Source organism: Aliidiomarina soli (genome assembly GCF_003986975.1).
GTDB lineage: Bacteria > Pseudomonadota > Gammaproteobacteria > Enterobacterales > Alteromonadaceae > Aliidiomarina > Aliidiomarina soli.
Genome location: NZ_PIPO01000003.1, coordinates 214926 through 227715, shown reverse-complemented (window position 1 = coordinate 227715; position 12790 = coordinate 214926). Strand labels below are relative to the sequence as shown.

Here is a 12790-nt window from a genome sequence, read left to right as displayed (position 1 = left end):
ACACTAACTACGTATACCGTTTTGCAACACCTGTCGCAGGACTCCATACGCCCATTGCAGTGACTGCATGGCATCGCTACTACCACCTTTATCAGGATGTTTATGGTGAACTTGCTGCCGATACAGACGCTTTAACTGACGTTCATTTTCCGGCATGGTCTGCACATCCATAATCATCATCGCCTGACTGCGCTCGTCTGCGCTCACGCTCACCACATCATGGCTGAAGCGACGCCAAAATCCATCCAGCAATGCTTCCACGTCATCACCACTAGTTTCTTTCAGGTGGCTAATATCCAGATAGTACTCGGCTAAAGGGTCGGTCGACTGAAGCCCTTTATCATGTCCATCCGCTAAGGGCTGCAGTTCAATCGAAAGCGGCTCAATGCGCAAATCCGAGAAGCCCTCCCCCCGCCACTGTTCACGTAACAGGTAGAGGCAATGAAAGAGCAGAAAATGAGTCTGAAACAAGCTCAGACTTCCGCGCAGAGCACGCTCACTCAGTAATTCATAGGGTTCGTTCTGTAATATTCGTATCAGTTCAAATTCACTCAAGGGTTGCACCTGAGTCAGTAAAATTTCACTGATAGCCTGTTTCATCGCTTGCATTCATTTACCATAACAAAAAGCTCTGCCGTAGCAGAGCTTTTTTCACCGCTATTCGCTGCGGGTCCTGAATTCAATGGTGCCACTGACAGATCTCACATCCACACGCCCCTGACCATCGCCAAGGCTAAACCGTAGGTTGCGGGCTGGCCCATAAGTCGCTCGTTCAGCCTGGTCATCTGACAGATGATTGTTAATCTGACCTCCGGCACTGGTGTTGACACTGAAACGGGCATCCGCCGTAGCGGGCAAGTTAAAAATAAGCCGACCGCTGACTGACTGAGCCTGCAGTCGCGGTGACGATGCACCCAGAGTCACTTCGGCCTCACCACTGACACTGTTCACATTTATAGTGGTAGCATCGGGCAGCGCAAGACGAACCCGACCACTGACCGTAGAAACTGACACTTCCTCTGCCTGCGACTGCACCTCAATGTTGCCGTTTACGGTTTGATACGCAACCCGTCCGCTTGAGTTGGTATCTTCAATACCGCCATTCACCGTGCCCAGCTCAATACGTCCCTGATTGTTCTCGCTGCGGATATTCCCATTTACCGTTTTCAGACTGACCTGAGTGCTCAGACTCTCGCCGTGCACCGCTCCGTTGACGGTACTCAGCGAACTGGCACCTTCAATACCACGCGCCCGGACATTCGCATTAACCCCTTCGAAGCGAACGTCAGCCTGCACAGGGACGCGAATTGTTAATCGTGAGCCTGACTGCCGGCTGTCCGCCTGAACCTGTTGGGGCATACGAACTTCAAAGCTGGTAAAGCCATCGTCTGACTCTAAATTATAACCTTCAGCCAGACTATCAAGCTCACCCCTGACCTCAAAGGTAGCCTGCTCATGGGCAATAATCTCAACTTCACCGCGCATATTTTTAATGTAAATTCGCTCGTTCGCGCTGACCTCACGTGATTCATTGATGACCTCAGCGGCCATACTCACGCTGCTCAGTAAGAGCGTTATGCTTGCCAGTGCTACTGCTATATTTTTAGACATGGATGTCTCCTTAGCTCAGCGTTGCTGAGTGGTAACTGGATATGGCCTGTAACCAGGCCAGTTGTTGTTGGTACACATCCTCGAGTTGTTGCAGCAACCCCGGGTTGTGTGGTTGAAAACTAAGAGCAAAACGAATCTCTGCCACTGCCGAACGAAACATCTCTAACTGATGATCCACATCACCCCAGTTACTGTCGGCGCTATGCAGAACATGAATCCGCTCAGCGATAGCCGTTTCATACGCAGTGATAACCTCGGCTTCGGCGGAGGCTTCTACTGCAACGCTAAAGTCCGGCTGCTGGTCCCCCGGCGGCACATAATTCACCGCCAGTAAGACAGCGACCAGCAAAACACTGGCCACAGCGCCCCAAACAAAAGCCTGCCTCCCCTGCGCAGGTTTGTGCGCTGTAGGTTGTTCGAGTTCAGGCTCAAGTCGAGCCCACAAATCAGTCTGCGGGGTAATCTCCCGACTCAGGCTGGCGATCTGTTGCTCCAGGTATAGATCCGGGTCCTTTTCATGACTCATGAGATAACGCCTCCTTCAGCAACTGCCGCGCACGAAAATAATGAGATTTACTACTACCTTCGGCGATGTGCAGTAACTCAGCGACTTCGCGATGGGTATGCCCTTCAATGGCAACTAACACAAATACCGCTTTTGACTGCGCCGGTAAGCGCTGAATAGCTCGCTCGAGTTCATTGTCGAACGCGCCCTCCGCAGTGGCTTCGCTTTCATGTTCATCGCCAACCTCGACCAGCCGTACCTGCTCCCGTCGCCACATATCAATCGCTGTGCGCTTAGCGATACTGTGCAGCCAGGTGGTAAACTGGCTGTTAAATGAGAATTCCGGTAACTGTCGCCATACTTTGATAAAAACCTCCTGAGTGGCCTCCTCCGCTCGCCCTCTATCACTGCATAAGCGACGGCAAATGGCGTATACCCGGCCGACATAGCTCTCGTAAAGCTGACGAAATGCCGCTTTATCACCCGCCTGGGCATGTTGAATTAAGCCTTTCTCAGAATTAGTCATAGTTGGTTAATTTATTGCTTTACCTGGTTAGTCGCAGGCGGTACCAAAAAGGTTTAAACAGAAGTTACTTTTTGCCCATAAAAAAAGCCCGCACAAGGCGGGCTTTTCTGCAAAACGTTAGCGGGTAAGCTAAAAAGCTTACTTAGTCGCCAGCTTCTCGCGGATACGTGCAGACTTACCTGAACGCTCACGCAAGTAGTAAAGCTTAGCACGACGTACCGCACCACGACGCTTCACATTAATGCTATCAACTTGTGGGCTGTGCGTTTGGAATGTACGCTCAACACCTTCACCGTTAGACACTTTACGAACCGTGAATGCACTGTGCAGACCACGGTTACGCTTACGGATTACAACACCTTCAAAGGCCTGCAAACGCTCGCGTGTTCCTTCTTTAACCTTAACACTCACCACAACGGTGTCGCCCGGAGCAAATTCCGGTAAATCTTGCTTAAGCTGCTCGTCTTCAAGCTGCTTAATAATATTCTGATTAACTTTAGCCATGATAATCTCTCTTCCTAGAATTACACTGCCCGTTACTCTGCGCCGTCCTGGTGTTCTTCAATGAAGACTTCCAGTAAACGCTGTTGCTCGTCAGTCAGAGCTAGGTTGTTTAAAAGTTCAGGTCGACGCAACCAGGTTCTGCCTAGAGCCTGCTGCATTCGCCATTGACGAATTTTTTCGTGGTTGCCACTCAGTAAAACCGAGGGCACCTGTTTACCATCCAACACTTCAGGGCGAGTATAATGCGGGCAATCCAGCAAGCCATCAACAAACGAATCTTCTGCTGCTGAAGCCTGGTGACCCAATACGCCCGGCACTTGTCGTGCGAGGGTATCAATCATCACCATTGCCGGTAACTCACCGCCACTTAACACAAAGTCGCCAATTGACCATTCCTCATCAATGTCGGATTCAATCACCCGCTCATCAATGCCTTCGTAGCGCCCTGCAACCAGTACCAGTTTATCGTACTGACTTAGCTCCAGAACTCCGCGCTGGTCTAGCTTGCGCCCTTGTGGTGACAGGTAAATAACCCGAGCACCTTCACCGACCCCTTGTTTCGCTGCAGCAATGGCCGCACGGAGCGGTTCCACCATCATCAGCATGCCCGGACCACCGCCATAAGGCCGGTCATCAACCGTACGGTGTTTGTCGTGGGTAAAATCACGAGGATTCCACGTTTCGACACTAAGCAGATCCTGCTCCACCGCGCGGCGGGTCACGCCGTAACTGGTAATTGCTTCAAACATGTCAGGGAATAAACTAACCACCCCAACCTGTAATGCCGCGGCCATTAAAAGTCCGCAGGCCAGTCCACGGTAATCCGTTTTTCTTCACGATCCACTGCAACCACATACTGTGACTGAATGAACGGAATTAAACGCTCCCGCTTTCCAAAAGCATCATTGCTGTTTGCCGTCACCACCAGGACATCATTCGATACCGTTGGCAGCATCTGGCTCACCGTGCCCATGTCATAGTTTTCAGTGTTAACCACTTTCAACCCGACCAGGTCACGCCAGTAAAACTCGTCTTCCGGTAATTCCGGCAGTTTATCTGCCGAAACCGCGATTTGCCGACCTACCCACTGCTGTGCAGCGTCGCGGTCGTCAATAGTCGCAAACTTGGCAATTAGCCCTTTGTTGTGCCAGCGCCATTGCGCGACCTCAACAGACTGCCAATTCCCTTCCTGGCCTAACAGCCAGGGTTGGTATTCGAAAATACCTTCGGCCTGATCCGTAAAACTAATGACCTTCAACCAGCCCTTAATGCCATAGACCGCACCTAAGGTGCCTAAAATGACTGGGTTGTTGTCGCTCATGTTTACTCCAGAACCGTTAATAAATCAGCAAAGTTACGCAGCTGCTTTGTTTGCGTCTTTGACTAATTTTGATACACGCTCAGACAACTGTGCGCCCTGGCCTACCCAGTGCTCCACACGCCCTAAATCAACGCGTAATTTTTCTTCCTGACCACGTGCTACCGGGTTAAAGAAACCGACATTCTCGATGAAACGACCGTCACGGGCGTTGCGGCTGTCGGTAACAACCATTTGGTAGAATGGACGCTTTTTTGCGCCACCACGTTGTAAACGAATGGTTACCATACCGTCCTCTACAATGTTAATGAATGTTTCTAAGGATAAAGAAAGCCTCCCGACCGAAGTCAGGAAGCGCGCCAATTGTACGCATTTTGATGTGAAATGCAAGGTAAAACAGCGTTACTGGGGTTAGCTGCAGGTTCACTCAATCTGTTAACTCTGCACGCTCGTTCGTTGCGCAAGCAACTCGCGTACGTCTACATTAGGAGATGCGTGTAAGCAGTAAAATAACGCCTGAAAAAAATTTCTAAATAGATGTCACAGACCTTTAGCATGGTTTATACCAAGCAAGTAACTAGTATCATTAGCAACCGTTGCAATGTCATTTGCAGCGTATTCTTAATCATTCTCCACAAGGCATTGTAATGTTCAGATATTTATTAATAGGAGGGTTCTTGATGACCCTGACAACTGGGTGCACCACCACATCGGCAAAACCACAAAAGCACCGTGACTTGCTGCCTGAGCAAGCTAAGCTCACTCTTATCCTAATTGATGAAGCCTATTTTTTCGACCTCAAAGAGTCCGACGAAGCGGCGTTCCATTTAGCCGCTGCTGAGATTAAAGCGGATCAAAGCCTCAGCGATAATTTTGACAAATTTCTAAGTCAGTTCATCGCTAAAATACCCTTTTATGGTGAAAACTGGCGTGATACCTATAACCACACGCTTGTATTTTATGTGCAGGGACACCAGCAACTCGACCCGCTGCGAGGTTATCAGGTGACCAACGCAGCAGGTGAGACCATCAGCCAGGGTTTCCAGTTAATTCCGGGCGATCATTTGCTCGAACTTTCAATTTTACCCAACAAATATAGCCTCAATGGCGATCTACAAATTGGCATTGCGCACAAAAGTGGCAACATGCTGGAGTTCACTATCCCGCAAGCTGCTTTACCCTCGCCGCCTGGCTGATACTGCATTCTGCTTAGGCGTCAGGTGTCCATTTATGCAATCCTGCTGGCAGTGCTTTGAATGCCAGGACCCGGCAACGTGACCAGTAGACTGAGAGCGCCAGTAGCCCAAGCCCCACCACCAGACCGGTAATGGCAAAGTTGAGGCTGACAATACCGTATTCCGCGAGTACCTTGCTGTAAGTAAAGACCAGCACACTCAAGGCCGCCAGCATTAAGGCGCGGCGGTCTACCCACAATGACACTAACGCCAGGCATGCGTAGATTAATGTCACTGCAACGGCATGCCACAAGGTAACCGAGTCCTCGCCATACATTGCGACGAAACTAAACGCACCTGAGACAATCAGCGGCGCTGCCAGAATATGTAACCAGAAAGCAACGTCCGCGCGATAGTTATTTCGCTGCGGGTCTTTCACATCCCACCACATGGCAAATATAAACACCGCGATCCCCATCGCTAGTTGCAAAATGGGAATGCTAACCAGTACGCCATGGATCTGTCCGGCTATCGTCAACTGCCCACCTAATACCAAGGTGCCGGCGATCATAGCGACCGCAACAGGTACTTTAAAGCGCCACCAAAATAACATCTGCAAAGCCGCGGCGAACAGACACACCAAGCCCGCTCCCCAGCCCTCGAAACCAAAGCTCAGGACTAAGAAGAAGACACTAGCGCCACCAAAAGCGAGCGAGAGCGCTACGCCGGGTAACGCCATGTGTCGACGGCGCACAAAATACTCAGCCAGCGCCCAGGCACCAACGGCAACCCCGACACTAGGGCTCAAGCCAGTAAGATGGCCGAACAAGCTACCAAGCGCCGCAAGTACAAGCGCACAAGCCACGACTACAAAGATGTCGTTGAACCCGGAGATTAAACGAAAATGTTCACTATCCTGGGGCTGAGCTTCGGTGCTCGCAACACCATGCACATGCGCTTTTACATCGGCGAACTGTTGATCAGTTAAAATACCTGCATCTACGCAAGACTGAAGATCTTCATTTGTATAATCTGTCACGACCTTGATTCCTTAAATATCCGTGAACGTTAAAATCGGTACACTCGAGGTAAAGCTACTCGCGGCGCACGCTGACAACTATCTCATTATCATCGAATGCCAGACACAAGCCATTCGCATATAAGCATTGCCTGATCCAGCTTTGCACCAGCATATTCCTTCCTTTGCTTGTCATCTTCCACATCCTTTAGGGACCACGCCGCACTGATCGAGCCTGGTCAACTCGCTTAATCAGGTCGGCAACTATCGGGCTTTGGGTAAACGGAAACCACTTGTTTAGCGGGCAAAATGCCAGTTCCTTTCCTAATGGCCCTGAAGACCGTGCATGGATTGTGACGCGCTCAGGGTTTGTCATATGCTCGTAACTAATATTAATAATATCTTCCAGTTTGACTCGCTGCCGCTTGCCCTTTTTATAGAAGACCAGAGAATCACCCTCATCATAAGCCTGCACCAGATCGCCATACGCCTTTTTAAATGCTCTATAACCAAATACCAGCATCAGTGGAGGCACGAGCGCAAAAAGCATACCGCTGCCAAATGCGGTGTGATAGAACATCAGAATGCACATCCCTGCAGTGACAGTGAACCACATAGCGGGGAATACCTTCCCCGCTAAAATCAGTGATTTAGATATTCTCTTCCTGTTCTTCATCTTGCTTATTGAGCCTGAATACCGTCACCAGAGAGCAGTGGAAGCTCAACTTCATATTCGTGCAGCGTCGTTTGGCCCTTATACCAGATCTCGACCGTCTCTGGTTCACCATAGAAATAGTAAACATCGACTGCGACTCGTCTGAGGTGCGGATGAAAAAAGGTATCTTTGCGGATTTCTGCCAGATACCCATGGCTGTCTTTGACGAAGACCTGGTTTCTGCGCTGAGTGACTTCATCCGTCACCTCTGCAATCTCACGTGGCTCGAATACGGCGTAATCAATCATCAATTGATTGCCGTTCAGCGTGATACCAGTAGGCAGGTCATCTTTGGCGTAGCTGTCCTTGATCAGATTTGGCGCCACAATCATCGGCAGTTTAGCTTTGACACTCGCAGGTTGAGCGGTGAACTGGTCGGGATTAAAGAGCAACTGCCCGATCATAAACGGATATTCGATCTTTCTGTGTTGGTACTCATAAGCACGGGCCTCACTTTCAGGTCCCTCTGTACCTTCTATATTACTTTCAGTCTCTTCTGGCTCCAGGGCTTCAACAGGCTCGCCCTGTTCATCGTAAAAATCGAATGTCGCCAACACATGAAGCCCGCCTGCGCGGTCGCGCTTATTCAGAAAGAAATCACTTTGTACCGGCGGATAAAACCATGACATATGACTAGAGTATTCACTCTCGGCGAACCCTTCACCGGGGGCATGCTGATATTGGACCATTCTCATTTGTTGCTGCAGTAGCTCTTCATTTAACTCAACAACAGATGTTCTAAGCTGAATACGCCCGTCATAAACCGGGGCAGTGAGCGGAATTTGTGGCAAGGCACGCAGATTTTCTTCGCTCGCGGCCATCGGTGCTGGGGAATTATACACAGGGAGCTCCAGTTCCCGTCGAACCTCCTCACTATCCTCGGAGTAAACCATCAGCGTGATCAGCGCTTTGTCCACAGAGCCGTTGAACGCCCGTGATAAAAACAGTTTCCGGCCCTGCTCTTCTTTCAGCGTGTCGCGCAAGTTAATGAGCTCACTGCGCGCCGTTGCTTCATCCAGCGTTCCTTGGTCCGCGCGGTTAAACAGATCATCCAGCAAATTGTCGATGCGCTGCGCACGATGCAGTGGTTCCCGCTCTGTACCGCGCCATGCAATGTAATTGCCATACTCATCGACTGCCTCGGCGAGCACATCCTGACTACCAAAATCCATGCTCTGACCTTCAACCGCGTCGATCTCGATTGCGTAGCGCCCTTGTTCGAACTCTAACAAGGTCACTAAGTAGCCGTCCTGCTCCATCGTCTCCCCGACATCAGCAGCAGTGAATTCAAATTCAATCAGATTGGCCGGCAATTGGGCATCAAACTCAGCCGAAACGGTCGCCGGTTGGGGGTCATCCGCGGTAAATTCGCCCTGGTAACAATAGAAGTCTCCGCGATGAACAATATCATTGGTTTCGCGCTCCCCATTTGCGACATCAGGCATCTGCAGCACATCGCCGTCATCAAGTGTCATCTGTAAATAAGCCAGCCGATGGCGAAACGGAAATTCAAACCCTTCTTTCAGCACAAAGCCCTGGTTATGTGAATAGCGCAGGCAAAGCGAATGTTCGCGGCTGTTAATCGGCACCAGGCTCTGCACATAGGCTTCAGTCATTGCTGCCATATCATCATAATCATGCAGATGAAGTAACTCTGGCTGGGTATACTCAAACCCGTCAAAGTGCATCTGGTGTGGAATCAGGTTCATCATTGAGTAAAAGTTGCCCATTTGCTCTTGCCATAGTAACTGGCCAAGCTCTCTATTCTCTTCAAGCTTTTCCAATACGGCGGAACGGGCGTCGTGAACTCTCTCCAGCTCCTCAAATTGCTCTTTTACACTCATACTGCTTTGCTCCTGCTCCGTGTCCATGTCGCCTGTGCAACCCGCTATTAGCATCGCACTGACTAACCCAACCCATCCTGTCTTTGTCATCTTCGTTAATATCCTTACTTATGTGCTTACAACCTATTGTTTACGGTTTAGCGGGGCTGATGCCCCTTAGTCAGCGGCGCTGTATTCTCTCAACAATCGAATATCGAAGTCATAATCAACATATTCGGTGTCGCCCAGGTACCAAAACTCAACGGTGTCTGGCTCGCCATAAAAGTAGTAAATATCTATCGCGACCCGGCCAGGTCGAGCGTGAAACGAGTGAACTTTCTTCATTTCTGCCAGATACCCACGAGCATCTCTGGCAAACAGCTGATTTCTGCGCTCGACTAGCTCGTTATTAACCTGGTTAACCTCTCGCGGTTCAAACACGGCATAATCAACAATCAACTGATTTCCATTCAGGGTCATACCTGCTGGCAGCTCGTCTTTGCTATAACTGTCCTTGATCAGATTAGGTGCAACCATAATCGGCAAGGTGCCTTGAACCCGCACCGGTATGCCGGTAAGGCGCTCAGGGTAATACAGCAACCCACCCACCATAAATGGGTTTTCCAGGCGTCGGCTGCGCGTCTCAAAGCCAATATCTTCGATTTGAAGATCTTTTAGCGTCGGGTCGCGCACGAGTTCGCCGTGCTGATCATAAAAGTCGAACGCAGCCAGCACAAAAAGCCCTGCGCGGTCTCGTCGATCAAGCAAAATATCGCTTTGAACCGGAGGCGTGAACCAAAGTATTTCAGCAGGATAATCATTCGGCGGGGCTTTCATCAGCCTTTGCACGGTTTCAATGCGTTGCTGCATCTGTTGCGCATCTAAGTCCACAATATCGGTTCTTAACGCCGCACGGTCATCGTAAACCGGCACCGTCACGGGAATTTGTGGCAAGGTATTTAACTGAGCCTGACCCGCGCCTGACAAGTTCGAGAACCTGTGTACCGGCAATGCCAGTTCTCGGCTGACCAGCTCGCTGTCATCGGAATAAACCATCAACGTAATTAGGGCTTTGTCGATCACACCGTGGAACTGCCGTGACAAATACAGCGAGCGCCCCTGTTGTTCATCCAGCATGTCGCGCAATGCCCCAATTTCACTGCGTACTGTTGCCTCATCAACGGTCCCCTGCTCTGCCCTGGCAATCAGATCGCCCAGCAAATCGTCGAGCTTTAGCGCACGCTCATGTGGCTGCCGGCGTGTCGCCCACCACTCAATATACTCGCCATGTGCATCCACCGCTTCAGCCAGCACGTCGCCGCTGCCAAAATTCAAAGGGACACCCTCAGCCGCATCGATCTCAATCGTGTACAAGCCTGTTTCAAGCTCCAGCAGGGTGACGACATAACCGTCCTGTTCCTGCGTCTTGCCTACGTCCGCGGCAGTGAACTCAAATTCAATCAGCTTGTCCGGCAGCTGTGCATGAAACTCACCAGTGACAGTCGCTGGCTGTGGATCGTCCGCCGTAAAAGACCGCTGATAACAGTAAGAATCCCCATTGAAAGAAATATCATCGGTCTCACGCTGACCATTCTCGACGTCAGGTATCTGCAATACATCACCGTTATCCAATGCCATCCGGGAATAGGTCAAACGATGACGGAACGGAAATTCAAACCCTTCGCTAAGCGCAAATCCCTGATGCCTTGGCTGTGAGTAACAGAAAGGATGGTCCTGACTTTGAATCGCCAGTAAGCTTTGTAAATAGGCCTCTGTCATCTCAGTCATGCCGCCGTAATCATGCATACGAAGTAACTGCGGCTGGGTATACTGAACTTCGCTGATGCCTTCGCCGACAACGAAAGGCATAATGCCGAGCAAGGTATGAAAATTAGCCTGTTGCTCAGCCCATAATAGCTGTGCCAGTTCCCGTTCATGTTCGAGTGTCATCAACAGGTCGCGACGAGCCTTGTGAACTTCGCTCAGCTCATCAATTTTCTCAAGTTGCATTTTCACATTCATACCGATCTGCTCCTGCCCTGATTCCTTGGTCCCTGCACAGGCAGTCATAAGCATTGTGGTGACTAGTGCGATCCCTACCTTATTCATGCCCATCATGGTGTATCCCTTCCTTTTGATGCAGTATCGACCCTGGTATATGTGAGGGTTAGCTGATAAACGAAAGATTATCATTTTCGTTTATGTCTGAGAATTACAGGTGAGAGATAAACGTCATGCTTTACAGGATCTTAACTAAAAAACTCCGGAGACCTCGCATGCAACTCACACACGAGATCATCCGGGCCAGCGGGACTGGCGCATCGGGGTCGTCGCCCCAGTGAATGCGAGCGATATTTTCAAGATATCCATTGATTGTTTCAATCTGGATGCGACTGGGGACACTGTAGGGCTGAATAAAACAGACTTCGACGATGCTTTTTCCCCCAGAAAGGAACGCCCAGAAAGGACAGGTCCAGCGCTCCGATAAGCAGGTCGTCTTCTCATCTAAGGCTGTTATACCAATGCCTTAACTCCATTCTTGTCCACTTAAGTCCATTTCCATTGACTGTTCAGGTGATGAGCTGTTGGAGGATGGTCCAGGTTGAGAACAGTATACTGGCCATAAAACCGACAAAAACAAGCCCCAGAAAGGTATAAAAGCCAAACCTCGTAGCGTTTACAAGACAATGATATAGCACAGAAAAGAATGGTTCTGACGCTACTGCAGGCCTTTCTGCCAGCGAGAACCCGCGGGACCAGGCACTGCCGAGGGTATACAGCACGCCTGCCAGCATCCCAATGTAGATTATCGAAAAATACGCTTCAAGAAAGAGGATCCAACCCATCCCTTACGAGGCCTTCTCTGGAACCACCAGGACAAAAAAGGATAACCTTTTACAGCATCTGGCGGGGGCTGCTGCAAAAGGCCATATCCGGGGTCGATGTCCAGCGCTTTCGTTTCCATCGCTATCTCCCGGATTGCAATAATGGAGCGGTTTGATTTCGCCGCGTCCAATGCGTCCTCTGCACGAAACGACCACAAATCCACGCCTAAAGCGGTATACCAGAGGCTGATCAATTCGCGGTTATTCTGCGCGCGGCCGGCCACCACGACCTCTTTGGCCAGATCTGCCATATCCAGCTTTGCCGGCGGTATTGCATCATCACCAGTGAGCACACCTGATGTAACAAACTGCTGCCACAACGGCGAGCCCGCGTCACAGTATAAGTAAGGTGGATCGATATAACCCGCAGTTGGATTGGTATCGCCATTCCATCGTTGCTCAGGGTGAAGGCCGACGAAAGTAAAATCCCGCACATTATCAAAAAATGCCTGATGCGCTGAATAGTCAGGATGCTGAGTAGGTTCAAACTGATAGACAAATTTATGCTTCAGCAAAATATCCAGCACCCGAAGGTGAGTGAACCCCGTGTCCCAGGCTTCCTGGAACTGATACAGATTATAAAATAAAGTTCGCAGTTCCATGCTGTCGTGCTGACCAGCCTGGTCAAGGCATCTAATCGAGGTTTCAACCAGGTCTTCAAATTCGTGCATCGACATGCTGCAGTTCCCTATGCTTGTATACCACCGAAG

The 12790-nt window shown here is 50.2% G+C and carries 14 protein-coding genes; 1 reads left to right on the top strand and 13 read right to left on the bottom strand.

The features are described 5' to 3' along the window. Positions 1–3 precede the first annotated feature (3 nt). From CWE14_RS07635 to rpsP, 8 genes are all read right to left on the bottom strand, one after another. Positions 4–609 carry a DNA-J related domain-containing protein gene (locus tag CWE14_RS07635; RefSeq protein ID WP_126789789.1) on the bottom strand — a complete coding sequence of 202 codons (606 nt, stop codon included), beginning with the start codon at positions 607–609 and terminating at the stop codon, positions 4–6. Positions 610–657: 48 nt separating this feature from the next. Further along, positions 658–1611 carry a DUF4097 family beta strand repeat-containing protein gene (locus CWE14_RS07630; RefSeq protein ID WP_126798827.1) on the bottom strand — a complete coding sequence of 318 codons (954 nt, stop codon included), beginning with the start codon at positions 1609–1611 and terminating at the stop codon, positions 658–660. A 10-nt stretch (positions 1612–1621) separates the two neighbouring features. Continuing rightward, positions 1622–2137, bottom strand: a complete 516-nt coding sequence (locus CWE14_RS07625; RefSeq protein WP_126798826.1) for a hypothetical protein — start codon at positions 2135–2137, stop codon at positions 1622–1624. Continuing rightward, complete coding sequence (locus CWE14_RS07620; RefSeq protein ID WP_126798825.1) at positions 2127–2642, bottom strand: RNA polymerase sigma factor; 516 nt, start codon at positions 2640–2642, stop codon at positions 2127–2129. Before CWE14_RS07620 ends, CWE14_RS07625 begins: the two co-directional genes overlap by 11 nt. Before the next feature lie 138 nt (positions 2643–2780). Next, positions 2781–3146, bottom strand: coding sequence for a 50S ribosomal protein L19 (rplS, locus tag CWE14_RS07615; RefSeq protein ID WP_126789793.1), 366 nt, complete (start codon positions 3144–3146; stop codon positions 2781–2783). A 32-nt stretch (positions 3147–3178) separates the two neighbouring features. Next, entirely contained in the window at positions 3179–3940 is a 762-nt protein-coding gene (trmD, locus tag CWE14_RS07610; RefSeq protein WP_126798824.1) for a tRNA (guanosine(37)-N1)-methyltransferase TrmD, read from the bottom strand. After that, positions 3940–4467, bottom strand: coding sequence for a ribosome maturation factor RimM (rimM, locus tag CWE14_RS07605; protein ID WP_126789795.1), 528 nt, complete (start codon positions 4465–4467; stop codon positions 3940–3942). Before rimM ends, trmD begins: the two co-directional genes overlap by 1 nt. A gap of 33 nt (positions 4468–4500) precedes the next feature. After that, the gene (gene rpsP, locus CWE14_RS07600; protein WP_126789796.1) at positions 4501–4752 is read right to left on the bottom strand and encodes a 30S ribosomal protein S16; all 252 of its coding nucleotides are present in this window, start codon (positions 4750–4752) and stop codon (positions 4501–4503) included. A gap of 392 nt (positions 4753–5144) precedes the next feature. Here rpsP and CWE14_RS07595 point away from each other — a divergent pair, with 392 nt between their 5' ends. Beyond that, complete coding sequence (locus CWE14_RS07595) at positions 5145–5660, top strand: hypothetical protein (RefSeq protein ID WP_126798823.1); 516 nt, start codon at positions 5145–5147, stop codon at positions 5658–5660. A gap of 13 nt (positions 5661–5673) precedes the next feature. Here the strand turns inward: CWE14_RS07595 and CWE14_RS07590 are convergent, their stop codons facing one another. From CWE14_RS07590 to CWE14_RS07570, 5 genes are all read right to left on the bottom strand, one after another. Then, entirely contained in the window at positions 5674–6678 is a 1005-nt protein-coding gene (locus CWE14_RS07590; protein WP_126798822.1) for a hypothetical protein, read from the bottom strand. 187 nt (positions 6679–6865) lie between these two features. Beyond that, positions 6866–7273 carry a hypothetical protein gene (locus tag CWE14_RS07585; protein WP_126798821.1) on the bottom strand — a complete coding sequence of 136 codons (408 nt, stop codon included), beginning with the start codon at positions 7271–7273 and terminating at the stop codon, positions 6866–6868. Positions 7274–7338: 65 nt separating this feature from the next. Beyond that, on the bottom strand, positions 7339–9306 hold the full coding sequence (locus CWE14_RS07580) for a hypothetical protein (protein WP_126798820.1): 1968 nt from the start codon (positions 9304–9306) through the stop codon (positions 7339–7341). Between the two features lie 66 nt (positions 9307–9372). Continuing rightward, positions 9373–11313 carry a hypothetical protein gene (locus CWE14_RS07575; RefSeq protein WP_126798819.1) on the bottom strand — a complete coding sequence of 647 codons (1941 nt, stop codon included), beginning with the start codon at positions 11311–11313 and terminating at the stop codon, positions 9373–9375. 688 nt (positions 11314–12001) lie between these two features. Continuing rightward, positions 12002–12757 carry a hypothetical protein gene (locus CWE14_RS07570; protein ID WP_126798818.1) on the bottom strand — a complete coding sequence of 252 codons (756 nt, stop codon included), beginning with the start codon at positions 12755–12757 and terminating at the stop codon, positions 12002–12004. Positions 12758–12790: the final 33 nt, after the last annotated feature.

What these genes read in the sequence shown, in the direction of transcription:
- CWE14_RS07635 (WP_126789789.1), bottom strand. Translation starts at nt 609, where the DNA reads ATGCAAGCGATGAAACAGGCTATCAGTGAAATTTTACTGACTCAGGTG.
- CWE14_RS07630 (WP_126798827.1), bottom strand. Translation starts at nt 1,611, where the DNA reads ATGTCTAAAAATATAGCAGTAGCACTGGCAAGCATAACGCTCTTACTG.
- CWE14_RS07625 (WP_126798826.1), bottom strand. Translation starts at nt 2,137, where the DNA reads ATGAGTCATGAAAAGGACCCGGATCTATACCTGGAGCAACAGATCGCC.
- CWE14_RS07620 (WP_126798825.1), bottom strand. Translation starts at nt 2,642, where the DNA reads ATGACTAATTCTGAGAAAGGCTTAATTCAACATGCCCAGGCGGGTGAT.
- rplS (WP_126789793.1), bottom strand. Translation starts at nt 3,146, where the DNA reads ATGGCTAAAGTTAATCAGAATATTATTAAGCAGCTTGAAGACGAGCAG.
- trmD (WP_126798824.1), bottom strand. Translation starts at nt 3,940, where the DNA reads ATGGCCGCGGCATTACAGGTTGGGGTGGTTAGTTTATTCCCTGACATG.
- rimM (WP_126789795.1), bottom strand. Translation starts at nt 4,467, where the DNA reads ATGAGCGACAACAACCCAGTCATTTTAGGCACCTTAGGTGCGGTCTAT.
- rpsP (WP_126789796.1), bottom strand. Translation starts at nt 4,752, where the DNA reads ATGGTAACCATTCGTTTACAACGTGGTGGCGCAAAAAAGCGTCCATTC.
- CWE14_RS07595 (WP_126798823.1), top strand. Translation starts at nt 5,145, where the DNA reads ATGACCCTGACAACTGGGTGCACCACCACATCGGCAAAACCACAAAAG.
- CWE14_RS07585 (WP_126798821.1), bottom strand. Translation starts at nt 7,273, where the DNA reads ATGTGGTTCACTGTCACTGCAGGGATGTGCATTCTGATGTTCTATCAC.
- CWE14_RS07580 (WP_126798820.1), bottom strand. Translation starts at nt 9,306, where the DNA reads ATGACAAAGACAGGATGGGTTGGGTTAGTCAGTGCGATGCTAATAGCG.
- CWE14_RS07575 (WP_126798819.1), bottom strand. Translation starts at nt 11,313, where the DNA reads ATGATGGGCATGAATAAGGTAGGGATCGCACTAGTCACCACAATGCTT.
- CWE14_RS07570 (WP_126798818.1), bottom strand. Translation starts at nt 12,757, where the DNA reads ATGTCGATGCACGAATTTGAAGACCTGGTTGAAACCTCGATTAGATGC.